Source organism: Pseudomonas sp. S3_A09, from assembly GCF_054668065.1.
The window spans coordinates 947195-971394 of the sequence record NZ_CP162752.1 but is presented as its reverse complement, the minus strand read 5'-3'; the positions used below and the strand labels follow the sequence as shown (position 1 = coordinate 971394).

Genomic DNA, 24200 nt, shown 5'->3' with positions numbered 1-24200 from the left:
TGTATTTTGTAGGGTGTTCAGTGTTTTGTCTTGCTTGATAACCAAGCAAGCGCTTGGTAAGTTCGCTCCATCTCGCCATGGAGCTTGCCGATGTCTGCCTATCAGGACTACTTCGACCCCAGCCACCAATTGGTCCGCGACAGCGTGCTTCGCTTCGTCGAGCGCGAGCTGTTGCCGGGCATCGAGCAGTGGGAGGAGGCGGAAAGCTTCCCCCGTGAGCTGTACCTCAAGGCCGGCGCGGCGGGAATCCTCGGCATCGGTTACCCCGAAGCGCTGGGCGGCAGCCACGAGGGCGATCTGTTCGCCAAGGTGGCAGCCAGCGAAGCACTGATGCGTTGCGGCTCCGGTGGCGTCGTGGCGGGGTTGGGGTCGTTGGATATCGGCTTGCCGCCCGTCGTCAAATGGGCGCGGCCTGAAGTGCGCGAGCGTGTGGTGCCGCAGGTGCTGTCGGGTGAAAAGATCATCGCCCTGGCGATCACCGAACCGGGCGGCGGCTCCGATGTGGCCAGTCTGCGGACCCGTGCCATTCGCGACGGCGAGCATTACCGCGTCAGCGGCAGCAAGACGTTCATCACCAGCGGCATCCGCGCCGATTTCTATACCGTGGCCGTGCGCACCGGCGCGCCGGGCTTTGCCGGCATCAGCCTGCTGCTGATCGAAAAAGGCACCCCCGGTTTTACTGTCGGCCAGCCCCTGAAGAAAATGGGCTGGTGGGCGTCGGATACGGCTGAATTGTTTTTCGATGATTGCCGAGTACCCGTAGGCAATTTGATTGGCGTCGAGAACATGGGCTTTGCCTGCATCATGGGCAACTTCCAGAGCGAGCGCCTGGCCCTGGCCTTGATGGCCAACATGACGGCGCAGATGGCGTTGGAGGAAAGCCTCAAATGGGCTGCTCAGCGCGAAGCCTTCGGCAAACCCATCGGCAGATTCCAGGTGATCAAGCATCGCCTGGCGGAGATGGCCACCGCCGTAGAGGTTTCACGGGAATTCACCTACCGCCAGGCGGCCAAGATGGCCGTGGGCATCAGCGTGATCAAAGAGATCTCGATGGCCAAGAACCTCGCCACCGACACCGCCGACCGCGTCACCTACGACGCCGTGCAGATCCTCGGGGGCCAGGGTTACATGCGCGGTAGCCTGGTGGAACGGCTGTATCGCGACAACCGTATCCTGTCCATCGGTGGTGGCACCCGCGAGGTGATGAATGAAATCATCAGCAAGCAGATGGGGTTGTGATCTGCGCTGTTCTTGTGGGCCTCATCGCGGGCAAGCCCGGCTCCCACATCTGATAGCGTTCACAGATATGAATGTGTGAACCCAATCAAATGTGGGAGCCGGGCTTGCCCGCGAAGAGGCCGGCCCTGGCAACCTTAACGTTCAGTCAATGCAAACTGCGTCAAACAAAACGTCGGAATCCCCATGTCTTCCAGGCGTTGCGACCCGCCCAGCTCCGGCAGATCAATGATCGCCGCCGCTTCGAAGATCGTCGCCCCCATGCGTCGTACCAGGTTCGCCGCCGCGATCAGGGTGCCGCCGGTGGCGATCAGGTCATCGAACATCAACACTGAATCGCCCTCGCACAGGCTGTCGGCATGCACTTCCAGGAACGCTTCGCCGTACTCGGTTTGATAACCCTCGGCCAAAACGTCTGCGGGCAGCTTGCCCTGCTTGCGGAACAGGATCAGCGGCTTGTTCAACTGGTAGGCGATGATCGAACCGATCAGGAAACCCCGGGCATCCATCGCGCCGATATGGGTGAAATCGGCTTCGACATAACGCTGGGCAAAGCTGTCCGCGACCAGGCGCAGCGCGCGCGGCGATTGGAACAGGGGCGTAATGTCACGGAAGATCACCCCAGGCTTGGGGAAGTCGATGACGGGGCGGATCAGGGATTTGATGTCGAACGAATCGAAGGTCATCGTCGAAGAGTCCTGGGGCTGGAAACGGACTCGAAGTATACCTGCGGCCTCGCCGGTTGGCGCGGCCGCAAGTGTCTGGATCAACCCTCCAGCGAACCACCCGCCAGCGCACACAGCTGGATCGGGTCGAGGATATGCACTTCCTTGCCTTCGGCGGCCAGCAGTGAGTTCTGCTGAAAGCGCGTAAACACACGGGACACGGTTTCCACCGCGAGGCCCAGGTAGTTGCCGATTTCGTTGCGCGACATGCTCAGTCGGAACTGGTTGGCCGAGAAACCACGGGCACGGAAACGCGCCGACAGGTTGACCAGGAAGGTGGCGATGCGCTCGTCGGCAGTTTTCTTGGACAACAGCAGCATCATTTGCTGGTCGTCGCGAATCTCGCGGCTCATCACGCGCATCAACTGGCGACGCAGTTGCGGCAATTGCAGGGCCAGTTCATCCAAGCGTTCGAAGGGGATTTCGCACACCGATGTGGTCTCAAGGGCCTGGGCCGACACCGGGTGAATCTCGGTGTCCATGCCCGACAAGCCGACCAGTTCGCTGGGCAGGTGGAAGCCGGTGATCTGCTCTTCGCCGCTGTCGCTCAGGCTGAACGTCTTCAATGCACCCGAACGTACTGCATAAACGGAATCGAACTTGTCGCCCTGGCGAAACAAAAACTCGCCTTTCTTCAACGGGCGGCCACGTTTAACGATGTCGTCCAGCGCATCCATGTCTTCCAAATTCAACGAAAGTGGCAAGCAGAGGGGGGCCAGGCTGCAATCCTTGCAGTGGGCCTGGCCGTGAGCGCGCAGTTTAACTGGCTCGGACATTTCTTAAATCCTTGTGGGAAAACACACATAAGACGTAAGGGTAACGCACTGGGGGCCAATCAGGCCAGCGTGTACAAAAAACCGCCAGCGGTATAAAGCTTTTTGTATCGGGGCCGATACAACGGGCATACCTATTCGTCGGAGCTCGGATCATGTCTGTTATTGCGGCCTACAACCCTGCCATTCGTATCCCGACTGTGCCGGACGCAAAGCCGATTACCGAGACCAAGGCAACAACACCGGTCATTGAAGCTGCCACTGAAACCAAAGTGGTTGAAGGTGTGACCGTGACTATTTCCGCCGATGCATTCAAGGCCGCAGGTGCGGCCAAGAGTTCCAATGCGGATATCGATGACAGTGGCCTGGACGACAACGTCAAGCAGGTGCTGAAAATGATCCGTCAGTTGAAACAACAGATTGCCGAAAAACAGGCCGAGCTGGCGGCCGTTGCAGCGGCCAATAACCTCTCCCCCGAAGAGGCCCGAGCCAAGACCAGTGCTTTGCAGAGCGAGATAAGCTCTCTGCAGGCGGGCCTGATGTCAGCTCAGGCTTCGTTGGCCAAGGCGATGAAAGGCATGAGTGCCGAGGACTCGATGAAAGCCGCCTCGCTGTCGATGTAAATCAGATCACCCGTGAAAATCGTTGCCTGTTCTGGTGTTCCAGATAGGCATCGAACACCATGCACACCGAGCGCACCAACAAGCGCCCCGCCGGCAGTACGCGAATGCCCTGGGCGTCGAGTTCGATCAGGCCATCCTCGGCCATCGTCTCCAGCTGCGGCCATAGTTCGTCGAAATACCCGCGAAAATCAATATTGAAGGCCTGCTCGATCGCTTCGAATGCCAGGCTGAAATTGCAGATCAACTGCTGAATTACCTCCCGCCGCAATCGATCATCCGTGGTGCACACCAGCCCACGGCTGGTAGCCAGCTGTGCGCCGGCCAATGCGTTCTGGTAGCCGTTGAGGTCGCTGCTGTTCTGGCAGTACAGGTTGCCGATCTGGCTGATCGCCGACACCCCGAGCCCGATCAAGTCGCAGTGCCCGTGGGTGGTGTAGCCCTGGAAGTTGCGTTGCAGGGTGCCTTCTTCCTGAGCGATGGCCAGCTCGTCGTCGGGCAGCGCGAAATGGTCCATGCCGATGTAACGGTAACCGGCCTGGGTCAGTTGCTCGATAGTGGTTTGCAGCATCAAGAGCTTTGAGGCCGGGGAGGGCAGGTCCTCGGTGTTGATGCGCCGCTGGGGCATGAAACGCTCCGGCAGGTGCGCGTAGTTGAACACCGACAACCGGTCGGGTTGCAGCTTGATGACTTCTTCCACGGTACGCGCAAAATTGATCGGCGTTTGCTTGGGCAGGCCGTAGATCAGGTCGATATTGATCGAGCGAAATTGCAGCGTGCGCGCCGCATCGATCACCGCGCGGGTTTCTTCCAGGCTTTGCAGGCGATTGACCGCCCGTTGCACCTCGGGATCGAGGTCTTGCAGGCCGATGCTCACGCGGTTGAAACCCAGCTCACGCAGCAGGCCCATGGTGGCCCAGTCGGCTTCGCGAGGGTCGATTTCGATGCCGTAGTCGCCCGAGTCGTCATCCAGCAGATTGAAGTGCTGGCGCAGGCAGCCCATGACCTGGCGCAGTTCGTCGTGACTGAGAAAGGTCGGGGTGCCGCCGCCGAAGTGCAGTTGCTCAACCCGCTGTTTCGGGTCGAGGTGGCAGGCCATCAGCTGGATTTCCTGCTCCAGGCGTTGCAGGTAGGCCTGGGCGCGACCCCGGTCCTTGGTGATGACCTTGTTGCAGGCGCAGTAGTAGCAGATGTTCGCGCAGAATGGCACATGCACATACAACGACAACGGCCGCGCGGCCTTGCGGCTGTCGCGCAGGGCGTGGAGCAGGTCGAAGGTGCCGACCTGGCTGTCGAATTGTACGGCGGTGGGGTAGGACGTGTAGCGCGGTCCCGCCAAGTCGTAGCGGTGAATCAGATTGGCGTCCCAACGAATGGCGTCGAGCATGCGGGCGTTCCCCCGGATAGGCTAGTGGGCCGAGTCTAGGGGCGTGGCGGGGATGGCATCTTGACTTGCATCAACGGGGAGCGGCGCTATGCCACATGGCGATTTAATGGCCCATTAGCCAGTGCTGGTGTGGACCGGGTAACGTCCAGATACCGAAAAGCATGACCAGCAAACCACCCGCCATCCGCACGCTGCGCTTTCGCAATAACGCCGTCACCCGTTCAGCGGCCAACCCCGTCGCCAGCAAGACCGGCCAGGTGCCCAGGCCAAATGCGAGCATCAGCAGCCCGCTGTCCCAGGCATTGCCTTGGCTCGCCGCCCACAGCAGGGTGCTGTAGACCAACCCACACGGCAACCAACCCCACAGCGCGCCCAACAGCAATGCGCGCGGCACGCTGGACACGGGCAGCAAACGGTTGGCGACGGGCTGTATGTAGCGCCACAGGCCGCGTCCGAGGCTTTCGATACGGGTGAGGCCACTCCACCAGCCGGCCAGGTACAAGCCCATGCAGATCAACAACAACCCGGCCAATACACGCATGAACAGGGCGGCCGGGCTGTTGGCGACTGCCCAACCCGCCAGGCCGATCAACACCCCGGCCGCGGCATAGCTGAAAATGCGCCCCAGATTGTAGGCCAGCAGCAGTTGAAACCTGCGACCGCGCTGTTCCTTGGGGATCGCCAGGGTCAGCGCACCCATCAGCCCGCCGCACATGCCCAGGCAATGGCCGCCGCCCAGCAGGCCGAGGATCAGTGCGGAGACCAGCAGGGGCGCCAGTTCAAGCATGGGGCGGGTCTTTAGGCGGTTGCTCGGGGTGGTTGGCTTCTTCGACGCCGGCCAGGTGGTTCGGGTCCTGATCGTCGAACAGCACGCTATGGGCGGGGCCGTCGAGGTCGTCGTACTGGCCGCTGTCCACCGCCCAGAAGAAGATGTAGATGGCCACGCCCACTAACAGCAGCGCCGCCGGAATCATCACGTATAAAGCTGGCATCTGCACTCCATGTCCCTGCGGCTCACACCGGCAGCGGGCGGGTTACTGAGGGGGCTCGGGTCGCCGGCGCGCTCGGCAGGCGAGTCAGGCGCAGGGCGTTGAGCACCACGGTCAACGAACTGAGGGACATGCCCACGGCCGCCCAGATCGGGGTGATCCAACCCAGGGCGGCAAACGGCAGCATAAGGCCATTGTACAGCCCGGCCCACAGCAGGTTTTCAATGATCACCCTACGGGTGCGCCGCGCCAGGGTGAAGGCTTGTACCAAGGCGTCCAGGCGGTTGGACAGCAGCACGGCATCGGCGCTGGTCTTGGCCAGGTCGGTGGCCGTGCCCATTGCCACGCTGATGTCGGCGGCGGCAAGCACCGGTACATCGTTGACCCCATCGCCGAGCATCAGCACCTTGCGGCCTTCCTTGTGCAGTTGTTGCAGGACTTGCAGCTTGTCATCGGGGCGCAGGCCGCCGTGGGCCTCATCGATACCCAGCTCAGCAGCGACACTGGCGACCATCGGCGAGCTGTCTCCGGACAACAACAGTGTGCGCCAGCCGCGCGCCTTGCACGCGGCCAGCAATGCAGGGGCGTCGCTGCGCAGGCGGTCGTCGAGCACGAACCAGGCCAGGGCGCCTTCGCGGTCGCCCAGCAGTAGCCACTGGCCCGACACTTGCGGTTCGGCAGGAATCGGGCAACCACTGAGTTCACACACAAAACCGGGTTGGCCAATGCGCAATACGCGCTCGCCGACGCGCCCTTCCAGGCCCAGCCCTGGCGAACTGATGACCTCATCAGCGGCCAGTGGCGCTCGCCCAAAGGCGCGGGCAATCGGGTGTTCGGAACGGTTTTCCAGGGCGGCGGCGAGGCTCAGGCACAGGTCGGTGCTCAGGGGGCCGAGGGGCCGGATGGCCCTTAATGCCAGGCGCCCTTCGGTCAGGGTGCCGGTCTTGTCGAAAATCACCGTGTCGATCTGGTTCAACCCTTCCAGCACATGGCCTCGGGTCAACAGCAGGCCGAGTTTGTGCAAGGTGCCGGTGGCGGCGGTGAGGGCGGTGGGGGTGGCCAGGGACAGTGCGCAAGGGCAGGTCGCCACCAGCATTGCCAGCACAATCCAGAACGCCCGCGACGCGTCCAGCTCCCACCACAGCAGGCCGATCAGCGCGGCGGCCATCAGCGAACACAACAGGAACCACTGCGCGGCGCGGTCGGCGATTTGCGCCAGGCGCGGTTTCTCCGCCTGGGCCCGTTCCAGCAGGCGCACGATGGCGGACAGGCGGGTGTCGTGGCCCAAGGCGCGCACTTCGACGGTCAGCGCGCCTTCGACATTGAGCGTGCCTGCCGTGACCGCGTCGCCAGCCTGGCGGGGTTGCGGCAGGTACTCGCCGGTTAGTAGGGATTCATCAATGCTCGATTGGCCTTCCAGAATCACGCCATCCGCTGGCAGCACGGCGCCCGGATGCACCAACACACGATCGCCCAGCGCCAGTTCGGGCAGCAAGATGCGTTCGCTCTGGCCGTCGGCCTTGAGCCGCAGGCACGACGCGGGCAGCAAGTTGACCAACTGCGCGGTGGCCGCGGCCGTGCGTTCACGGGCGCGGCGCTCAAGGTAGCGACCGGCCAGCAGAAACAGCGCGAACATGCCCACCGCGTCGAAGTACAACTCACCCACGCCGGTGATCGCGGTCCAGATCCCCGCCAAATAAGCACCGCCGATGGCCAGTGACACCGAAACGTCCATGGTCAGGTGGCGGGTGCGCAAGTCGCGCATAGCCCCCTTGAAAAACGGTGCGCAGCTGTAGAACACGATGGGTGTTGTAAGAAACATCGCCACCCAGCGCAGGATCACGTGCAGCTCCGGGCTGAGGTCTATATTGAATTCCGGCCAGGTGGCCATGGTTGCCATCATCGCCTGGAACCACAGCAGACCCGCCACGCCCAATTGGCGCAAGGCCAGGCGGTTTTCGCTGGCCAGTTGCTCGGCGGCGCGGTCCGGCTGATAGGGGTGGGCAGCGTAGCCGATATGGCGCAATTCGCTGAGCAGCTGGCTCAGCGGCAGTTGCCCGTCGGCCCAGCGCACCTGCAGTCGATGGTTGGACAGGTTCAACCGCGCCTCGGCCACGGCGGGCAGGCTGCGCAGGTGTTTTTCGATCAGCCAGCCGCAGGCCGCGCAGCTGATGCCTTCCATCAACAAGGTGGCTTCGGCCAGTTCGCCTTCGTGGCGCACGAAAGGTTTTTGCACATCGGCGCGGTCATACAGCGCCAGCTCGTCCACCAGTTGCACCGGCAATGCCTCAGGGTTGGCCGAGGCTTCGCTACGGTGCTGGTAGTAGCTTTCCAGGCCGCCGGCGACAATCGCTTCGGCCACTGCCTGGCAGCCGGGGCAGCAGAGTTCGCGGCGTTCGCCGAGGATCACTGCGGTGAAGCGGCTGCCGGGCGGGACGGGCAGGGCGCAGTGGTAGCAGGGGATCGGGCTGGTCATGGTTATGGATCTTAGTCGGCTGTGAGGGCCTCATCGCGGGCAAGCCCGGCGCCCACAGGGGACCGCGATCCAATGTGGGAGCGGGCTTGCCCGCGATGCGCGAAGCGCAGGTTCGTTACTTCTTCAGGTCTTCGGCACCCTGCAACGGTTCATCGCCCAACAGCAAGTCCTTGTCGTGGCTGACCTGTTCTTCTTCGAACATGCGCCAGGTGCGGTCGCCTTCCACGCCGAGCAACTCGACGAAGCGACGGCCTTCGACCTTGTCGGTGACTTGGCCGATGTAGCGGCCAGGCTCGCTGGCGCTGCGGGCCAGGTTGATCTTGCGATCCTTCTCCGGCTGGGTCGGAGAAATCAGGTTCAATTCCAGGGTAGTCGGGTTGCTGTTGCCGGTGAGGTTCACCTCGACTTCACCGGTCAGCTCATCCAGGTGCACCTTGGCGCGCAGTTGCAGGGTCTGGGCCAGCAGTTCGCGGTCCAGGGAGCGGTTGATGCCTTTGCCGGCCTCGTAGTAGTTGTCGTTGACCAGGTTGTCCGGGTTGTTCACTGCGATGGTCACCATGGACAGGGTCAGCGTCACCGAGCAGGCCAGGATGGCAATGATGATCCAGGGCCAGAGGTGCTTGTACCAGGGGCTTGCGGCAGTTGCTACGGACATTGTTCGGTTCTCTTGATTAACGAACTTGCGGGCCGATGAATCGGCTCTTGGCTTCAATGTGGACGCTGGCGTCATCGGCATCGGTGAGGATGAATTTCACCTCGTTGGTGCTCGACGGCAATTGTTCCGGCGCACTCGACAGCTCGACCGGCATGCTGACGATATCACCGGCAGCCACCTTGATTTCGCGGCGGCCTTGCAGCTTGAGGTCCGGCAGGCCGGCGGCGTCGAGCACGTAGGTGTGGTCGCGCTGATCCTTGTTCATGATCTTCAGGCTGTAGACGTTTTCGATGCGGCCTTCGGCGTTTTCGCGATACAGCACACGGTCCTTGCTCACGTCGAAACCCACCAAAGAGCGCATGAAGAACGCCGCCACCAACAGGCTGATCATCGCCAGCAGCACCAGTGCATAACCGATCAGGCGCGGGCGCAGCTTGTGGGTTTTCTGCCCCGACAGGTTGTGCTCGGTGGTGTAGCTGATCAGGCCGCGCGGGTACTCCATCTTATCCATGATGTTGTCGCAGGCGTCGATACACGCGGCGCAGCCGATGCACTCGATCTGCAGCCCGTCGCGAATGTCGATGCCGGTGGGGCACACCTGCACGCACATCGTGCAATCGATGCAATCGCCGAGGCCCTGGGCCTTGTAGTCGACGCCTTTTTTGCGCGGGCCACGCAGTTCGCCACGGCGTGGATCGTAGGAAACGATCAGGGTGTCCTTGTCGAACATCACGCTCTGGAAGCGTGCATACGGGCACATGTAGATGCACACCTGTTCGCGCAGCCAGCCGGCGTTGCCATAGGTGGCGAGGGTGAAGAACCCCACCCAGAAATACGACCAGCCATCGGCCTGGCCGGTAAAGAAGTCGAACACCAGTTCGCGGATCGGCGAGAAATAGCCGACAAAGGTCATGCCGGTGACAAAACCGATCAGCAGCCACAGCGTGTGTTTGCTGAACTTGCGCAGGAATTTGTTGGCGCCCATCGGTGCTTTATCGAGCTTGATGCGCTGGTTGCGGTCGCCTTCGGTGACCTTTTCACACCACATGAAGATCCACGTCCACACGCTTTGCGGACAGGTGTAGCCGCACCACACACGACCGGCATACACCGTGATAAAGAACAGGCCAAACGCCGCGACGATAAGAATGCCCGAGAGCAGGATGAAGTCCTGGGGCCAGAAGGTCGCGCCAAAAATAAAGAACTTACGCTCCGGCAGGTTCCACCACACGGCCTGGTGGCCACCCCAGTTCAGCCACACGGTGCCGAAGTAGAGCAGGAAAAGACCGGCACCACCGAGCATGCGCAGATTGCGGAACAGGCCGGTGAAGGCACGGGTGTAGATTTTCTCTCGCGAGGCGTAGAGGTCGACGGTTTTACTGTCGGAACCGTTTGTGTGTTTGGCAGGCGGGGTAACGTCATGTACCGGTATCTGGTTGCTCATCATTGCATCCCACGGCGGTGGAGATTTGCCTCGGCCAGTACGTGCCAACCGGGGTCAAATTAAGGGTGTTGCAGTGGCCTGATGATACGCCCCTGAGGGTATGTCAGGGGTGCGACCTTTGGTCGCGTTGGGGAAAATCAATTGATGGTGTACGTGATCTGGATCAATTGACTTGGCAAGTATGGACGGTTTTTGCGGGTAGGGCGGTCATTCGTCCCATGGGTTAATCAGTGAAACGCCGCTGGATTTGAAATCACTGACATTGCGCGTAACGACGGTTAACCCATGTACTAGAGCAGTAGCGGCGATCAGTGCATCGCTTTCATTGGCCCGGTCAGGAACATGCAGATGTGCACAGCGCAGTGCAACCGCAGCATCCACCGGCAGAATCCTGGCATCAAAAGCGGGCATTACATGGCGCTTGAGCCAGGTTCTCAGCACCTTCCCTTGTGCCGGGTCTCGGCGCTCAATACGCAAGACCCCGGTTTCCAATTCTTTCAGCGTAATCGCTGAAATAAACATGCGTGGAGCGATCACACTTTTGGCCCAGGCGACCACCTTTGCATCGGCGTGGGGTTTACGCAGTTCGGAGATAACGTTGGTGTCGAGCAGATACATCAAGAGAGGTCCACGGGTCGATGAGTGATCACGGCACGTTCGGTTTCGAAGTCGATATCGGCCGCTTCCGGCATCACTAGCAGATCAACGATATCGGCATTGAGCCCTGTCAGTTTCTGGTAGTCCTCAATACTTAGCAGTACATGGGCAGGCTTGCCGCGATCGGTGATAAAAACCGGCCCCTGGCGGGCGGCTTTTTTGGCACCACTTGTGTCTTGGTTGAATTCGCGGCTGGAAATGGTTGTGATGGTCATGAGGTGGCCCCCTCCGTCAGACTTCATGTAGTTACGTTACTACTTGGAAGTCGACGGCGGCAAGTCGGAGGCTACAAACGGTCATGTGCTCCAATTTGGACAGCTTCTGGGAGCCAGAAAGACCAAAGCCCCGCCAGCTTGCGCTGCACGGGGCTTTGGTCTTTTCGAGTGGTTACTGCTCTTCAGCCTTCTTATCCCCATGGGACAAGCTGTACACATACGCTGCCAGCAAGTGCACTTTGTCGTTGCCTTGCAGTTGCTCCTGAGCAGGCATCTGGCCCTGGCGGCCCCAGCGGATGGTTTGTTGCAGTTGAGCAAAGCTCGAACCGTAGATGAACGCGCCCGGATGGGTCAGGTCGGGCGCGCCCATGGCAGGGGTGCCTTTGCCGGCAGGACCGTGGCAGGCCACGCAGTTGGCGGCGAAGAGTTTCTCGCCGTTGGCCACATCGGCTTTCACGCCTTCGGGCAGCTTGCGGCCGTCGAGGTTGGTGACGACGAATGCCGCCACATCACTGACGCCTTGCTCCTTGAGGATATCCAGCCAGGCCGGCATCACCGCATGGCGGCCTTTCATGATGGTTTCCTTGATGGTGGCCGGCTCGCCCCCCCAGCGCCAGTCGGCATCGGTCAGGTTGGGGAAGCCATAGGCACCCTTGGCGTCGGAACCGTGGCACACCGAGCAGTTGGAGGCGAACAGGCGGCCGCCCATCTTCAAGGCTTGTGGGTCCTTGGCGACTTCTTCAATCGGCATCGACGCGAATTTGGCGAAGATCGGGCCGAACTTGGCGTCCGACTTGGCCATTTCCTTTTCCCATTCGTGCACGCCGGTCCAGCCGGTCTGGCCGTTGGCGAAGGGGGTTTGCTTGTCGTTGTCGAGGTAGCTGTAGCCCGGCAGCAGGCCCTTCCAGTTACCCAGGCCGGGGTACAGCGCCAGGTAGCCGAGGGCGAAGATGATGGTGCCGACGAACAGCATGAACCACCACTTGGGCAGGGGGTTGTCGTACTCCTCGATGCCGTCGAACGAGTGGCCGACGGTCTCGTCGGTTTGCTCGGCGCGCTGGCCCTTGCGGGTCGACAGCAGCAGCCAGGTCAGGGCGAAGATGGTACCCAGGCTGAGGACTGTGACGTACAGACTCCAGAACGTAGTCATTCTTTGTTACTCCTAGAAGCTTGCTCGACGTGCTTGATGGCTTCGGGATCATCCGCAAAGGGCAGCAAGGTCGCGTCTTCAAACTCCGACTTGCGCTTGGGGCTGAACACCCACAACGCCAGGCCGATAAAGGCCACCATCACCACAACGGTGCCCAGGCCACGAATCATCCCGATATCCATGAAGAATCACCGTTTGCTTTTGATGATGGTGCCCAGGCCTTGCAGGTAGGCCACCAGTGCGTCCATTTCGGTCTTGCCCTTTACGGCTGCGGCTGCACCGGCGATGTCTTCGTCGGTGTAGGGCACGCCCAGGGTGCGCAAGACTTCCATCTTCTTCGCGGTGTCCTTGCCGTCGAGCTTGTTTTCCACGAGGAACGGGTACGCCGGCATTTTCGATTCAGGCACCACGTTGCGCGGGTTGTACAAGTGCGCGCGCTGCCAGTCATCGGAGTAACGCCCACCGACACGGGCCAGGTCCGGGCCGGTGCGCTTGGAACCCCACAGGAACGGGTGGTCCCACACGCTTTCGCCGGCGACCGAGTAGTGGCCGTAGCGTTCGGTTTCGGCGCGGAACGGGCGGATCATCTGCGAGTGGCAGCCGACACACCCGTTGGCGATGTAGACGTCGCGGCCTTCCAGTTCAAGGGCGGTGCGCGGCTTCATGCCTTCGACCGGCTTGTTGGTCACATCCTGGAAGAACAGCGGAACGATCTGGGTCAGGCCGCCGATACTCACGGCGATGACCATGAAGAAGGCCAGCAGGCCGATATTCTTCTCGACTACTTCATGCTTCATCAGTGAGCTCCCACAACGGCGATCTTGGCGGCGGCTTCGGCTTCTGCCGGGTCGGAGGCACGCACGGTGCGCCAGACGTTGTAGGCCATGAACAGCATGCCGGCGGCAAAGAACGCACCGCCCAGGGCGCGGACGATGTAGCCCGGGTGGCTGGCTTGCAGCGCTTCGACGAAGGAGTAGGTGAGGGTGCCGTCATCGTTGATCGCACGCCACATCAGGCCTTGGGTGATGCCGTTGACCCACATCGAGGCGATATAGAGCACGGTGCCGATGGTGGCCAGCCAGAAGTGGGTGTTGATCAGCGCGACGCTGTGCATCTGCACGCGGCCGAACAGTCTGGGGATCATGTGGTAGATCGCACCGATGGAGATCATCGCCACCCAGCCGAGAGCGCCGGCGTGTACGTGGCCGATGGTCCAGTCGGTGTAGTGGGACAGTGAGTTGACGGTCTTGATCGCCATCATCGGCCCTTCGAAGGTCGACATGCCGTAGAAGGCCAGCGATACCACGAGGAAGCGCAGGATCGGATCGGTGCGCAATTTATGCCACGCGCCCGACAGGGTCATCATGCCGTTGATCATGCCGCCCCAGCTCGGCGCCAGCAGGATGATCGACATCGCCATGCCCAGCGACTGCGCCCAATCCGGCAGCGCGGTGTAGTGCAAGTGGTGCGGACCGGCCCAGATGTACAGGGTGATCAGCGCCCAGAAGTGCACGATGGACAAGCGATACGAGTAAATAGGACGTTCGGCCTGTTTCGGCACGAAGTAGTACATCATCCCCAGGAAACCGGTGGTGAGGAAGAAACCTACGGCGTTGTGGCCGTACCACCACTGGATCATCGCATCCGTGGCCCCGGCGTAGGCCGAGTAGGACTTGAACAGGCTGACCGGCAACGAGGCGTGGTTGACGATGTGCAGCATCGCCGTCACCAGGATGAACGCGCCGTAGAACCAGTTGCCCACATAGATGTGCTTGGTCTTGCGCTTGACGATGGTGCCGAAGAACACCACGGCATAGGTCACCCACACGATGGCGAGCAAAATGGCGATGGGCCATTCCAGCTCGGCGTATTCCTTGGTGGTGGTGTACCCCAGCGGCAGGGTGACGATGGCGCCGACGATGACCGCTTGCCAACCCCAGAAGGTGAAGGCCGCGAGGCTGTCGGAGATCAGTCGCGTCTGGCAGGTTCGCTGCACGACATAGTAGGAGGTGGCAAACAATGCACATCCGCCGAAGGCGAAGATCACCAGGTTGGTGTGCAGCGGGCGCAGGCGGCCAAAGGTTGTCCATGGCAAACCGAAATTCAATTCCGGCCAAACCAGTTGCGAGGCGATGAACACCCCGAGCCCCATGCCAAGGATCCCCCAGACCACCGTCATGATGGCGAACTGGCGGACTACCTTATAGTTATAAGCAGTCGGACTGATTGCTGTGCTCATTCTAAGGTTCCACGGTTTAGGTTTTTTTATAGGTAAAATCGGCCGCAAGTATGTAGAAAGCGAGGGGCCATTGCAACGCAATGGCTGACCTGTATCAATGCGTTCCACGCCAGATTCTGCGCCCTTTCCATGTTTGGCGTAAGGACAAAATTCGAAATAAAAAGCTGATCGAGTGGACAGGAAAATTTTGGGGTCGCAACGAATGCCGTCGCGTACGCCAGGATTGGTCCGGCTTGGGAACAAGCGTAGACCCGAAAGTGAGGGGGGGAAAGGTGGGCTTTGGAAGGGTGTGACACTTGGTCGCGTGCGAAGTCGAGCTGCCGCCCCATTGTGGGGCGGCAGTTCAGGGGTTACTCGGGCTGGCTTTCTGGCGTTGCGCCATCAGCGTTGTGGGATAGGCTGTAAACGTAGGCGGCCAACAGGTGCACCTTGTCATTGCCTTGCAGCACTTCCTGCGCCGGCATCTGGCCTTGGCGGCCGTGACGGATGGTCTGCTGCAACTGCGCGAGGCTGGTGCCATAGATGTAGCCGGCCGGTTTGGTCAGGTCGGGCGCACCCATGGCTTCCATGCCGTGGCCTTCCGGACCGTGGCAGGCAACACAGGTGGTGTTGAACGCCGTTTGGCCAGCCGCCAGGTCGGCAGTGCTGTCAGCCGGCAGGGGCAGCTTGGCCACGTCGTGACGCACATAGGCGGCGACGTTTTTCACACCTTCATCGCCGAGCATGTCACCCCAGGCCGGCATCGCGGCATGACGGCCGTTCAGGATGGTGGTCTTGATTGCCTCGGCCGAACCGCCCCAGCGCCAGATGTTGTCCGCCAGGTTCGGGAAACCAAACGCGCCCTTGGCGTCCGAGCCGTGGCACACCGCGCAGTTGGAGGCAAACAGGCGACCGCCCATTTTCAGCGCTTGCGGGTCTTTGGCGACTTCTTCCACGGGCATGGCCGAGAACTTGGCGAAGATCGGCCCGAACTTGGCGTCGGCCTTGGCCATTTCCTTGTCCCATTCCTTGGTCTGGGTCCAGCCGTCTTGATAGCCTGGCAACACGCCTTTCCAGTTGCCCAGGCCCGGGTAGAGGATCAGGTAGCCGACCGCAAACACCAGGGTGCCGGCGAACAGCATGAACCACCACTGGGGCAGCGGGTTGTCGTATTCCTCGATACCGTCGAAGGCGTGGCCCATGGTCTGGTCGACGCTGCCCTTGGTCTCGCCCTTGCGGGTGCCGACCAAAAGCCAGGTCAGGCCGATCAGGCTGCCGAGGGTCAGTACGCAGATCCATGTACTCCAGAATAGGGTCATGGCCGAGTGCTCCTTATTGCAGGCTCTTCTTGAGCGTCGGATGGAGAAGGTTCATCGGCGAAGGGCAGCAGGCGCGCCTGCTCGAATTCCGCATTGCGCCGGTTGTTGAACACCCACAACGACAGGCCGATAAAGGCGATAGCAACCACCAGCGTGCCGAGGCCGCGGATGGTGCCCGCATCGAATTCAAATCCCATGGCTCACCTCTTGCTCTTGATGGCAGTGCCGAGCACTTGCAGGTACGAGACCAGTGCATCCATCTCGGTCTTGCCCTTGAGGCTGGCCACGGCACCATTGATGTCGTCGTCGGTGTACGGCACGCCGAGGGTGCGCATCACGTTCAACTTGGTCTCGGTGTGGCTGCTGTCGACGGCGGCGGTGACCAGCCACGGGTAGGCCGGCATTTTCGACTCGGGCACCACGTTGCGCGGGTTGTACAAGTGCGCGCGGTGCCAGTCGTCCGAGTAGCGGGCGCCGACGCGTGCCAGGTCCGGGCCGGTGCGCTTGGAGCCCCACAGGAACGGGTGGTCCCACACGCTTTCGCCCGCCACCGAGTAGTGGCCATAGCGTTCGGTCTCGGCGCGGAACGGGCGGATCATCTGCGAGTGGCACTGTACGCAGCCCTCGCGGATGTAGATGTCACGGCCTTCCAATTGCAGCGCGGTGTAGGGCTTCATGCCTTCCACCGGTTTATTGGTTACGTCCTGGAAGAACAGCGGGACGATCTGGGTCAGGCCGCCGATGCTCACGGCCAGCACCATGAGCAGCATCAGCAGGCCGACGTTCTTTTCAATCGTTTCGTGTTTCATCACAGACTCCTCAGGCCAGCTGCGCAGTGGTGGTGGCTTCGACGGGCTGCGCCGAACGCACGGTGCGCCAGGTGTTGTAAGCCATCAGGAACATGCCGCAGAGGAACACCGCACCGCCCACCAGCCGCACGATGAAACCAGGGTGGCTGGCCACCAGGGTTTCGACGAAGGAGTAGGTCAAGGTGCCGTCTTCGTTGATTGCACGCCACATCAGGCCCTGGGCGATGCCGTTGACCCACATCGAGGCGATGTAGAGCACGGTGCCGATGGTGGCCAGCCAGAAGTGCGCGTTGATCAGGCCTAGGCTGTACATCTGCTCGCGGCCGAAGACTTTCGGGATCATGTGGTACAGCGCGCCGATGGAGATCATCGCCACCCAACCGAGGGCGCCAGCGTGTACGTGGCCGATGGTCCAGTCGGTGTAGTGGGAGAGGGCGTTGACGGTCTTGATCGCCATCATCGGGCCTTCGAACGTCGACATGCCGTAGAAGGCCAGGGAGACGACGAGGAAGCGCAGAATCGGGTCACTGCGCAATTTATGCCAGGCACCCGACAAGGTCATCATGCCGTTGATCATGCCGCCCCAGCTCGGTGCCAGCAGCACCAGCGACATCACCATGCCCAGGGACTGTGCCCAGTCAGGCAACGCGGTGTAGTGCAAGTGGTGTGGGCCGGCCCAGATGTACAGGGTGATCAGCGCCCAGAAGTGCACAATGGACAAGCGATAGGAATACACCGGACGCTCGGCCTGCTTGGGCACGAAGTAATACATCATGCCGAGGAAACCGGCGGTGAGGAAAAAGCCTACCGCATTATGCCCATACCACCACTGCACCATGGCATCCGTCGCACCGCCGTAGAGGGAGTAGGACTTGGTCAGGCTGACCGGGATTTCCAGGTTGTTGACGATATGCAGGATCGCCACGGTGATGATGAACGCACCGAAGAACCAGTTGCCGACGTAGATGTGCTTGGTGTTGCGCTTCATCACCGTGCCGAAGAACACGATGGCGTAGGCCACCCAGACGATGGTGATGAGGATGTCGATCGGCCATTCCAGCTCGGCGTATTCCTTGGAACTGGTGTAGCCCAGCGGCAAGCTGATTGCGGCCAACAGGATGACCAACTGCCAGCCCCAGAAGCAGAACGCGGCGATCTTCGGCGCGAACAGCCGGGTTTGGCAGGTGCGTTGCACCGAGTAGAAAGAGCTGGCGAATAGCGCGCAGCCGCCGAAGGCGAAGATCACCGCGTTGGTGTGCAACGGGCGCAGGCGGCCGAAACTGGTCCAAGGCAAGTCGAAGTTGAGTGCAGGCCAGACCAATTGGGCGGCGAGAAAAACCCCGAGCCCCATGCCGACGATGCCCCACACCACCGTCATAATGGCGAATTGGCGGACCACCTTGTAGTTATAGGCGGTACTTAAAGTAGTGTTCATGGTTCCCCATCCACGGTTCAACCCAAGCAAGTGCGGCACTTGGGCTGGAGTTATAGGCAGACTGAATAGCGAGGCAAGCATGGGCAAAGAGCACAAGGCCAGTATTGACGGGGATCAATGGGCGCAGTGTGTGCGGGAACACGGCTGGTTGTGGGATGTCGCGTCGACGGTTGCGGGACGTGAACCTGTGACGCTGATCCTGGCCCACGGCGCTGGTGCACCGATGGACTCATCCTTCATGAACGACATGACTGCACGCCTTGCCGGGCATGGGGTCAGCGTGTTGCGCTTCGAGTTTCCCTACATGGCTCAACGCCGTGTCGACGGCGGCAAGCGCCCGCCGAACCCGGCACCGAAACTGCTGGAAGCCTGGCGCGAGGTGGCGGCCGAGGTGCGACGTCATGTCGCTGGGACACTGGCCATTGGCGGCAAGTCCATGGGCGGGCGCATGGCCAGTTTATTGGCTGATGAAGTGGGCGCCGATGGGTTGGTGTGCCTGGGGTATCCGTTCTATGCGCCGGGTAAACCGGAGAAACCACGCACTGAGCATCTGGCTGGGTTGAAGACGCCGACCTTGATTGTGCAGGGCGAGCGCGATGCCCTGGGGAATCGGGCGACGGTGGAGGGGTATGTGTTATCGCCGAGCATCGAGGTGATGTGGTTGGTGGCGGGGGATCATGATTTGAAGCCGTTGAAGGCGTCGGGGTTTACGCATGAGCAGCATTTGGCGGCTGCGGCGGTGAAGGTCGCTGAGTTTCTCGGCGCCTGTTAGGGACCCTTCGCGAGCAAGCCCGCTCCCACATTTGAATGCATTCACACATCAACATGTGGGAGCGGGCTTGCTCGCGAAAGCGATCTACCGGTTAAACCGCTCTACCAGCGAATACTGGGTATTCGCCGTATGGGTCAGCTCTTCACTCAACTGCGCCGAGTTCATCGCCTGTTCCGACGTCTGGTCCGCCAACAGCGCAATCGTACTGATATTACGGCTGATCTCTTCTGCCACCGAGCTTTGTTCTTCGGTCGCTGCCGCGATCTGGGTAGTCATGTCGGTGATATGCGCCACCGCTTCACTGATGCCCACCAACGCCTGATCGGCCTCCATCACCCGCGCCACGCCTTCTTCGGCCTGGCGATGCCCGGCGTCCATGGTTTGCACGGCGGCGGCAGCGGTCTGCTGCAGCTTGGCGATCAAGGCATGGATCTGCCCGGTTGATTCAGCGGTGCGCTGTGCCAGTTGACGGACTTCGTCGGCGACGACCGCAAAACCACGGCCCATCTCGCCGGCACGGGCCGCTTCGATGGCGGCGTTGAGTGCCAGCAGGTTGGTCTGGTCGGCAATGCCTTTGATCACATCGACCACGCCGCCGATTTCATCGCTGTCCTTGGCCAGTTGGGTGACGGTCACACCGGTCTCGCCCACGGCCACTGACAGACGCTGGATCGCCTCGCGGGTTTCCCCGGCGATATCGCGGCCGCGACCGGTCAGGCGGTTAGCCTCCTGGGTCGCATCGGCGGTGCGTTGCACGTGGCTGGCGACTTCCTGCGTGGTGGCTGCCATCTGATTGACTGCGGTCGCCACCTGTTCGGTCTCGACGCGCTGGCGTTCCAGGCCACTGGAGCTGTTATGCGCCAGGGTGTTGGACTGCGCGGCTTGGTCGTTGAGGTGTTCGGCGGTGTCCTGCAAGCGCGTCAGGCAAGTCTTCAGACGTGCCTCCTGGCTGAGGATCGACATTTCCAGACGCGCCTGGGCGCCACGGCTGTCGGTGTACATCTGCGCGATCAACGGGTCGGACGTGGTCTGCTCAGCCAGGCGCAGCAAGCGTTTGAGGCCGCGCTGTTGCCAACTCAGGCCCAGCAGGCCCAACGGCACCGACAACCCCGCCGCCAGGGCAAAGCCCCAGTGGGAGTTCAGCGACGCACCAATCATGAAGCTCAATTGGCTCACCAGGATAAACGGCAGCCAGTCCTGCAACACCGGCAGCCACTTGTCCCGTTGGGGGATCGCCGACTTGCCCTGGTTGATGCGGTGGTAGAGCGCTTCGGCACGGCGGATCTGCTCGGCGGTGGGCTTGATGCGCACCGATTCGTAGCCGACCACCTGATTGCCTTCGAAAACGGGCGTCACGTAGGCGTTAACCCAGTAATGATCACCGGTCTTGCAGCGGTTCTTGACGATGCCCATCCATGGCAAGCCTTGTTTGAGCGTGGACCACATGTGCGCGAACACCGCCGGCGGCACATCCGGGTGACGCACCAGGTTGTGCGGGGCACGCACCAGTTCGTCGCGGGAGAACCCACTGATCTCGACGAAAGCGTCGTTGCAGTAGGTGATCACGCCTTTGGCATCTGTGGTGGAGATCAACCGTTGCTGAGCGGGGAAGGTACGTTCGCGCTGGGTAACGGGTTGGTTATTACGCATGATTGTTCAATCCGCAAGGCTTTCATGGGTTGTCGGCCGCAGCGGGCTTTTATTTAGCTTAATTTTGTAATAATCAGCTGGCCAGCATCGGGTAGGTAAACAACCCGAAGTGAAGCAGATTCAGGCCAAAGTGCGTGGCAATGGCTGCACCCAGTCCGCCAAAGCGATAAGCCAGGCCATAACCGACGCCTGCAATGCTCGCCAGCAGTACCCAATGCCAGCCTGCCCCAAGGTGCACCAGGCCAAATAGCAGGGATGCCAGCAGCAACGCGAGGTTTTCTCCATAGGGCAGGTGCTTGAAGCGCCTGCTCAAGCCGCCTTGGACATAACCACGAAACAGCGCTTCTTCGACAAGAGTCACCAGCAGCAAATTATTCAGCACCCATAACCAGGCCTGTTCCGGCCATTTCGGCGCCCAGGTGATCATCCCCAGCAAGGCGGCGCCGCCCAAGGCCGCGATGGCGGTGAGCGTCAAGGCGAGGGCGGCCACGCAGATCGATAAACGCAGCGAACGCCGCGCCACAATCCACGGGCAGGCCAGCAGCAGCCAGAAGCCAATCAGCGGTTTGTCCTGGTTCAGGTACATCGAGAAGGGCACGGCATCGTCCGTGAGGCGTTGCGGCGCAATGCCACGTCCGTTGTAGAAGCCGGGCAACCAGTGCATCGCCAGGCCCAGGGCCAATACGATAAACAGCCCGTGACCCAGGTAGCGCGCCCACGGCGTGCGTTGCTGGCGTACGGCGTAGGCGGCGATCAGCAGCAGGGCGATGGACACGCCTGCCAGCGCCCCCAGCTGCCCGTAGATCAAGGCCAGCAGATAGCCGATGGAAAGAAGCGCCAGGTACAGCCAGGGCAATGCGATCATGGGGAGTCCTTGGAAAAATCTGGGCGGCATTATAGCGAGCCATCTCGCAGGGCCCACATGAAAACTCCGCCATTCAGGGTGATTGCAAAACCTATCAACGGCTGGTTATAGTCCGAGTCTCTTCATCCCTTCACACAAGATCAGCCCATGTCAGCTCTCCAGCGCACAGCAGTAGTCGATTCAGCGGTCAACGCTGCAGTCGAGCCGTGCGGAGAAAAGCAGCCTGTGCAGATCAGTCACTACCCCCCACCTGTCAGCAGCACGCCGGTGTACGCAGTCGTATCACCGCCGGGTGTTGGTATTTCGGGCTGATCAGCTGATTGCTGTTCCCGTCTGCCCGCCTGAAAAAACCTTGAACTTCAGCTTTTGCTGAGTCGGCTTTTTTGCCTGATTACAGGTGGTAACCATGTCTGTTCTTTCGAAACAATCCGTGGCCGCGGCGGCCTCGACGAGCCTGTTTGTCCTGCTGTGGAGCAGCGGGGCGATCTTCTCCAAATGGGGCCTGGCCCACGCGTCCCCCTTCGCGTTTCTGCTCATCCGCTTTGCCATCGCTCTCGCGGGCCTGATGGTGCTGATACCAATCCTCAAGTTGAAACTGCCGCGCCCCGGCAAGCCCCTGTTGTACGCAGTGGCGACGGGGTTGGTGTTATTGGGGGCCTACCAGATTTTCTATCTGTTGGCCCTGGACCTGAGCGTCACCCCCGGCGTGATGGCAACCATCATGGGCGTACAGCCGATCCTCACCGTGGTGCTGATGGAACGCCAGCGTTCGCTGCGCCGCGTGTTCGGGCTGGGCCTCGGGTTGGCGGGGCTGATCATGGTGGTGTATCAAGGCATCGGTCTGTCCGGCATGTCCCTGGCGGGCATGCTGTTCGGGCTGTTGGCCCTGGCCAGCATGACCTTCGGCTCGATCATGCAGAAGCGCATCACCGACAACCCCTTGGGCACGCTGCCGGTGCAGTACCTGGCGGGGCTGCTGCTGTGTTCGGTATTCGTACCCTTTCAGCCGTTCCACTTTGAATACAGCAGCAGCTTTTACCTGCCGGTGCTGTGGATGGGGCTGGTGGTATCGTTGCTGGCAACGCTACTGCTGTACCGCCTGATCGCCCGGGGCAACCTGGTGAACGTCACCAGTCTGTTTTACCTGGTACCGGCGGTGACGGCGGTGATGGACTACCTGATCTTTGGCAACAGGCTCGCGATGCTGAGCGTGTTGGGGATGGGGTTGATCATTGTTGGGTTGGTGTTTGTGTTTCGCAAAGGTTAGGGACGCGTGCCCTCCTGCGTCGTTGTGGGCGCAGGAGAGCCAGGCCGGAGGGGCTACTGGCTCAGTGTCTCGGCCAGGGATTTCACGTATTCGCGTAATTCCGGTACAGCCGTCGCTTCCCAGTCACGTGCCTGGAGGAAGGGGCCGACATAATACAGCCAGCTTGATTCTGTCCCGTCACACCCTACCAGAGCGCCGGAAGGGGCGATGGCCATGCTTGTTCCAAGTGCGTCCGGAATCAGCAGGCCGCCGATTCGCAGTGATTCCAGTAAGGGGTCGTCCAATTCTCGCAGGTCAAATGCCGGTGTCGTACAGTTGATCACTGCGCCGACTTCAATGCTTTCCTGGATGCAGGTGCCCCGGCGTTGAAAACTTACACTGACATGATCTTCATTGGGGGTGTAGCCGGTTACCCGTCCCGCAAAAAGTTTGAGTTTGCCGCTGGCGATCTCGGCCTGCAGGCGTGCTCCTGGCTGTGGGGCGCAACGGTGGCGATGAGTATCCCAGTACGGGCGCACATGACGCAAAAAGCGCTGTCGCTCGATAATGGGCAGTGCATGCCATAGTTGAGCCGTGGTTGACCTGAGCCCGCCGATGACGTCCCTCCAGTCCCCCCCGGTACGCGCTTGGTGCATGATTGCGTCACGGACTGTGCGCAGATAGTGACGGATCGTGCAGTTGTCTAACATTCGTCGGGACAGGTGTTCATCATAAGAAGGGCGTGCGTTCAGCACCCGATGAGGTTGTGGGGCGAGGCCTCGACGAGATACGGCATAAATCATTCCCTGATGCCCACGGTCACGCAGGTCAAGCACGACGTCCAGCATCGTCAGTCCGCTACCGATGAGAAAAATGGGGGCGTCCGAGCCGACATTGCTGAGTGCGTCGGCTTTCCAGGGGTCATGTATGTAGCGCGGGTTTGCGTAAAACAGTTGGTGCCCTGCTGCGCTGGACGGTTTTTGGCGGGCGCAGCTGCCGATACTCAAGACGACCTTGTCGACCTCCAAATGATCGCCGTTGTTCATGATTAAGCGCGCCCCATCACGCTCTGCGTTGGGTATCACCTCAACAACCTCGCCGATGACATTGTGCAGTTCGCAACCTTTAGCTGCGTTTTGCGAGGCGTTGCTCAACAATGACTCCAAATAGTCACCGTAAAGGCGTCTTTGCACAAAGGATCCGGACGTGATGTTGGAATCATGGTTCTTGGCGAACGCATAGAAACTGTCTTCATCGTCACTCAGGGCGTTCATTCTGCCCGCGGGGACGTTGAGTAGATGCGCGTAAGAGCGGGTTCCATAGGCAATGCCACGCGCAATTGCGCCAGGCCGGCTAATCAACAGGATTTTCTGTCGCGCGCCGGTTGGATTACGCAGTAAACGCACTGCTAGCGTCGAGCCGCAAAAGCCTGCACCAATAATTGCGATGGTCTGGGTCTTCATCCTTGCTCCAGTGTGGATGGGGGGGGGCTCACCTGACAACGTGAGACGTCCAATTTTTTTTGAGGGCGGGTGGTCCTGCAAGCGATGAGCGCATAG

Annotated in this window: 25 protein-coding genes; 4 read left to right on the top strand and 21 right to left on the bottom strand. The window is 60.9% G+C overall.

All coding sequences use genetic code 11. The features are described from left to right. Positions 1–90: 90 nt before the first annotated feature. Positions 91–1239, top strand: a complete 1149-nt coding sequence (locus AB4N92_RS04585; RefSeq protein ID WP_021490921.1) for an acyl-CoA dehydrogenase family protein — start codon at positions 91–93, stop codon at positions 1237–1239. A gap of 134 nt (positions 1240–1373) precedes the next feature. Here the strand turns inward: AB4N92_RS04585 and AB4N92_RS04580 are convergent, their stop codons facing one another. Both AB4N92_RS04580 and fnr read right to left on the bottom strand, forming a co-directional pair. After that, positions 1374–1922, bottom strand: coding sequence for an adenine phosphoribosyltransferase (locus AB4N92_RS04580; protein WP_010208542.1), 549 nt, complete (start codon positions 1920–1922; stop codon positions 1374–1376). 80 nt (positions 1923–2002) lie between these two features. Continuing rightward, complete coding sequence (gene fnr / locus AB4N92_RS04575; RefSeq protein WP_010208544.1) at positions 2003–2737, bottom strand: fumarate/nitrate reduction transcriptional regulator Fnr; 735 nt, start codon at positions 2735–2737, stop codon at positions 2003–2005. Between the two features lie 152 nt (positions 2738–2889). On the opposite strand from fnr, the gene AB4N92_RS04570 reads away from it, so the two are divergent. Next, positions 2890–3357, top strand: a complete 468-nt coding sequence (locus AB4N92_RS04570) for a FlxA-like family protein (RefSeq protein WP_010208545.1) — start codon at positions 2890–2892, stop codon at positions 3355–3357. A gap of 1 nt (position 3358) precedes the next feature. Here AB4N92_RS04570 and hemN read toward each other — a convergent pair whose 3' ends face one another. From hemN to ccoN (AB4N92_RS04490), 16 genes are all read right to left on the bottom strand, one after another. Further along, a complete protein-coding gene (hemN, locus tag AB4N92_RS04565; protein ID WP_010208547.1) occupies positions 3359–4741 on the bottom strand; it encodes an oxygen-independent coproporphyrinogen III oxidase in 1383 nt (460 codons plus the stop codon). A gap of 103 nt (positions 4742–4844) precedes the next feature. Then, entirely contained in the window at positions 4845–5528 is a 684-nt protein-coding gene (locus AB4N92_RS04560; protein ID WP_010208548.1) for a sulfite exporter TauE/SafE family protein, read from the bottom strand. Further along, a complete protein-coding gene (gene ccoS, locus AB4N92_RS04555) occupies positions 5521–5733 on the bottom strand; it encodes a cbb3-type cytochrome oxidase assembly protein CcoS (RefSeq protein WP_010208549.1) in 213 nt (70 codons plus the stop codon). Before ccoS ends, AB4N92_RS04560 begins: the two co-directional genes overlap by 8 nt. A gap of 22 nt (positions 5734–5755) precedes the next feature. Beyond that, positions 5756–8206, bottom strand: coding sequence for a heavy metal translocating P-type ATPase (locus tag AB4N92_RS04550; protein ID WP_044287662.1), 2451 nt, complete (start codon positions 8204–8206; stop codon positions 5756–5758). Between the two features lie 115 nt (positions 8207–8321). Continuing rightward, positions 8322–8861, bottom strand: a complete 540-nt coding sequence (locus AB4N92_RS04545) for a FixH family protein (RefSeq protein ID WP_010208551.1) — start codon at positions 8859–8861, stop codon at positions 8322–8324. Between the two features lie 16 nt (positions 8862–8877). Then, a complete protein-coding gene (gene ccoG / locus AB4N92_RS04540) occupies positions 8878–10305 on the bottom strand; it encodes a cytochrome c oxidase accessory protein CcoG (RefSeq protein ID WP_010208552.1) in 1428 nt (475 codons plus the stop codon). Positions 10306–10512: 207 nt separating this feature from the next. Beyond that, positions 10513–10923 carry a type II toxin-antitoxin system VapC family toxin gene (locus AB4N92_RS04535; RefSeq protein ID WP_029529067.1) on the bottom strand — a complete coding sequence of 137 codons (411 nt, stop codon included), beginning with the start codon at positions 10921–10923 and terminating at the stop codon, positions 10513–10515. After that, a complete protein-coding gene (locus AB4N92_RS04530; RefSeq protein WP_010208555.1) occupies positions 10923–11177 on the bottom strand; it encodes a type II toxin-antitoxin system Phd/YefM family antitoxin in 255 nt (84 codons plus the stop codon). The genes AB4N92_RS04535 and AB4N92_RS04530 overlap by 1 nt, the downstream gene beginning before the upstream one ends. Positions 11178–11349: 172 nt before the next feature. After that, positions 11350–12327: a cytochrome-c oxidase, cbb3-type subunit III gene (gene ccoP, locus AB4N92_RS04525; protein WP_010208556.1), complete on the bottom strand. Its 978-nt coding sequence runs from the start codon at positions 12325–12327 to the stop codon at positions 11350–11352. Beyond that, positions 12324–12509: a CcoQ/FixQ family Cbb3-type cytochrome c oxidase assembly chaperone gene (locus AB4N92_RS04520; RefSeq protein WP_003175465.1), complete on the bottom strand. Its 186-nt coding sequence runs from the start codon at positions 12507–12509 to the stop codon at positions 12324–12326. Before AB4N92_RS04520 ends, ccoP (AB4N92_RS04525) begins: the two co-directional genes overlap by 4 nt. A 6-nt stretch (positions 12510–12515) precedes the next feature. Continuing rightward, a complete protein-coding gene (gene ccoO / locus AB4N92_RS04515) occupies positions 12516–13124 on the bottom strand; it encodes a cytochrome-c oxidase, cbb3-type subunit II (RefSeq protein ID WP_003193167.1) in 609 nt (202 codons plus the stop codon). Further along, the gene (gene ccoN, locus AB4N92_RS04510; RefSeq protein ID WP_021490916.1) at positions 13124–14566 is read right to left on the bottom strand and encodes a cytochrome-c oxidase, cbb3-type subunit I; all 1443 of its coding nucleotides are present in this window, start codon (positions 14564–14566) and stop codon (positions 13124–13126) included. Before ccoN (AB4N92_RS04510) ends, ccoO (AB4N92_RS04515) begins: the two co-directional genes overlap by 1 nt. A 350-nt stretch (positions 14567–14916) precedes the next feature. Beyond that, positions 14917–15864, bottom strand: a complete 948-nt coding sequence (ccoP, locus tag AB4N92_RS04505) for a cytochrome-c oxidase, cbb3-type subunit III (RefSeq protein ID WP_021490915.1) — start codon at positions 15862–15864, stop codon at positions 14917–14919. Next, on the bottom strand, positions 15861–16061 hold the full coding sequence (locus AB4N92_RS04500) for a cbb3-type cytochrome oxidase subunit 3 (RefSeq protein WP_010208563.1): 201 nt from the start codon (positions 16059–16061) through the stop codon (positions 15861–15863). The genes ccoP (AB4N92_RS04505) and AB4N92_RS04500 overlap by 4 nt, the downstream gene beginning before the upstream one ends. 3 nt (positions 16062–16064) lie before the next feature. Further along, a complete protein-coding gene (gene ccoO / locus AB4N92_RS04495; protein WP_010208565.1) occupies positions 16065–16673 on the bottom strand; it encodes a cytochrome-c oxidase, cbb3-type subunit II in 609 nt (202 codons plus the stop codon). Positions 16674–16683: 10 nt separating this feature from the next. Next, positions 16684–18108 carry a cytochrome-c oxidase, cbb3-type subunit I gene (gene ccoN, locus AB4N92_RS04490; RefSeq protein WP_021490914.1) on the bottom strand — a complete coding sequence of 475 codons (1425 nt, stop codon included), beginning with the start codon at positions 18106–18108 and terminating at the stop codon, positions 16684–16686. A 79-nt stretch (positions 18109–18187) separates the two neighbouring features. Between ccoN (AB4N92_RS04490) and AB4N92_RS04485 the strand changes: the two genes are divergently transcribed. Further along, the gene (locus tag AB4N92_RS04485) at positions 18188–18880 is read left to right on the top strand and encodes an alpha/beta family hydrolase (protein ID WP_236267032.1); all 693 of its coding nucleotides are present in this window, start codon (positions 18188–18190) and stop codon (positions 18878–18880) included. Between the two features lie 84 nt (positions 18881–18964). On the opposite strand, the gene AB4N92_RS04480 is transcribed toward AB4N92_RS04485, so the two are convergent. Together AB4N92_RS04480 and AB4N92_RS04475 are read right to left on the bottom strand one after the other, a co-directional pair. Further along, a complete protein-coding gene (locus AB4N92_RS04480) occupies positions 18965–20530 on the bottom strand; it encodes a methyl-accepting chemotaxis protein (RefSeq protein WP_010208570.1) in 1566 nt (521 codons plus the stop codon). 73 nt (positions 20531–20603) lie between these two features. Next, entirely contained in the window at positions 20604–21395 is a 792-nt protein-coding gene (locus AB4N92_RS04475) for a CPBP family intramembrane glutamic endopeptidase (RefSeq protein WP_047540334.1), read from the bottom strand. Positions 21396–21801: 406 nt separating this feature from the next. Here AB4N92_RS04475 and AB4N92_RS04470 point away from each other — a divergent pair, with 406 nt between their 5' ends. Further along, the gene (locus AB4N92_RS04470) at positions 21802–22662 is read left to right on the top strand and encodes a DMT family transporter (RefSeq protein ID WP_236267033.1); all 861 of its coding nucleotides are present in this window, start codon (positions 21802–21804) and stop codon (positions 22660–22662) included. A 53-nt stretch (positions 22663–22715) separates the two neighbouring features. Here the strand turns inward: AB4N92_RS04470 and AB4N92_RS04465 are convergent, their stop codons facing one another. After that, complete coding sequence (locus AB4N92_RS04465) at positions 22716–24104, bottom strand: FAD/NAD(P)-binding protein (protein WP_042571896.1); 1389 nt, start codon at positions 24102–24104, stop codon at positions 22716–22718. Positions 24105–24200: the final 96 nt, after the last annotated feature.

Bases quoted from the DNA above. Each gene is read 5' to 3' on its own strand.
- AB4N92_RS04585 (WP_021490921.1), top strand. From the start codon at position 91: ATGTCTGCCTATCAGGACTACTTCGACCCCAGCCACCAATTGGTCCGC.
- AB4N92_RS04580 (WP_010208542.1), bottom strand. From the start codon at position 1,922: ATGACCTTCGATTCGTTCGACATCAAATCCCTGATCCGCCCCGTCATC.
- fnr (WP_010208544.1), bottom strand. From the start codon at position 2,737: ATGTCCGAGCCAGTTAAACTGCGCGCTCACGGCCAGGCCCACTGCAAG.
- AB4N92_RS04570 (WP_010208545.1), top strand. From the start codon at position 2,890: ATGTCTGTTATTGCGGCCTACAACCCTGCCATTCGTATCCCGACTGTG.
- hemN (WP_010208547.1), bottom strand. From the start codon at position 4,741: ATGCTCGACGCCATTCGTTGGGACGCCAATCTGATTCACCGCTACGAC.
- AB4N92_RS04560 (WP_010208548.1), bottom strand. From the start codon at position 5,528: ATGCTTGAACTGGCGCCCCTGCTGGTCTCCGCACTGATCCTCGGCCTG.
- ccoS (WP_010208549.1), bottom strand. From the start codon at position 5,733: ATGCCAGCTTTATACGTGATGATTCCGGCGGCGCTGCTGTTAGTGGGC.
- AB4N92_RS04550 (WP_044287662.1), bottom strand. From the start codon at position 8,206: ATGACCAGCCCGATCCCCTGCTACCACTGCGCCCTGCCCGTCCCGCCC.
- AB4N92_RS04545 (WP_010208551.1), bottom strand. From the start codon at position 8,861: ATGTCCGTAGCAACTGCCGCAAGCCCCTGGTACAAGCACCTCTGGCCC.
- ccoG (WP_010208552.1), bottom strand. From the start codon at position 10,305: ATGAGCAACCAGATACCGGTACATGACGTTACCCCGCCTGCCAAACAC.
- AB4N92_RS04535 (WP_029529067.1), bottom strand. From the start codon at position 10,923: ATGTATCTGCTCGACACCAACGTTATCTCCGAACTGCGTAAACCCCAC.
- AB4N92_RS04530 (WP_010208555.1), bottom strand. From the start codon at position 11,177: ATGACCATCACAACCATTTCCAGCCGCGAATTCAACCAAGACACAAGT.
- ccoP (WP_010208556.1), bottom strand. From the start codon at position 12,327: ATGACTACGTTCTGGAGTCTGTACGTCACAGTCCTCAGCCTGGGTACC.
- AB4N92_RS04520 (WP_003175465.1), bottom strand. From the start codon at position 12,509: ATGGATATCGGGATGATTCGTGGCCTGGGCACCGTTGTGGTGATGGTG.
- ccoO (WP_003193167.1), bottom strand. From the start codon at position 13,124: ATGAAGCATGAAGTAGTCGAGAAGAATATCGGCCTGCTGGCCTTCTTC.
- ccoN (WP_021490916.1), bottom strand. From the start codon at position 14,566: ATGAGCACAGCAATCAGTCCGACTGCTTATAACTATAAGGTAGTCCGC.
- ccoP (WP_021490915.1), bottom strand. From the start codon at position 15,864: ATGACCCTATTCTGGAGTACATGGATCTGCGTACTGACCCTCGGCAGC.
- AB4N92_RS04500 (WP_010208563.1), bottom strand. From the start codon at position 16,061: ATGGGATTTGAATTCGATGCGGGCACCATCCGCGGCCTCGGCACGCTG.
- ccoO (WP_010208565.1), bottom strand. From the start codon at position 16,673: ATGAAACACGAAACGATTGAAAAGAACGTCGGCCTGCTGATGCTGCTC.
- ccoN (WP_021490914.1), bottom strand. From the start codon at position 18,108: ATGAACACTACTTTAAGTACCGCCTATAACTACAAGGTGGTCCGCCAA.
- AB4N92_RS04485 (WP_236267032.1), top strand. From the start codon at position 18,188: ATGGGCAAAGAGCACAAGGCCAGTATTGACGGGGATCAATGGGCGCAG.
- AB4N92_RS04480 (WP_010208570.1), bottom strand. From the start codon at position 20,530: ATGCGTAATAACCAACCCGTTACCCAGCGCGAACGTACCTTCCCCGCT.
- AB4N92_RS04475 (WP_047540334.1), bottom strand. From the start codon at position 21,395: ATGATCGCATTGCCCTGGCTGTACCTGGCGCTTCTTTCCATCGGCTAT.
- AB4N92_RS04470 (WP_236267033.1), top strand. From the start codon at position 21,802: ATGTCTGTTCTTTCGAAACAATCCGTGGCCGCGGCGGCCTCGACGAGC.
- AB4N92_RS04465 (WP_042571896.1), bottom strand. From the start codon at position 24,104: ATGAAGACCCAGACCATCGCAATTATTGGTGCAGGCTTTTGCGGCTCG.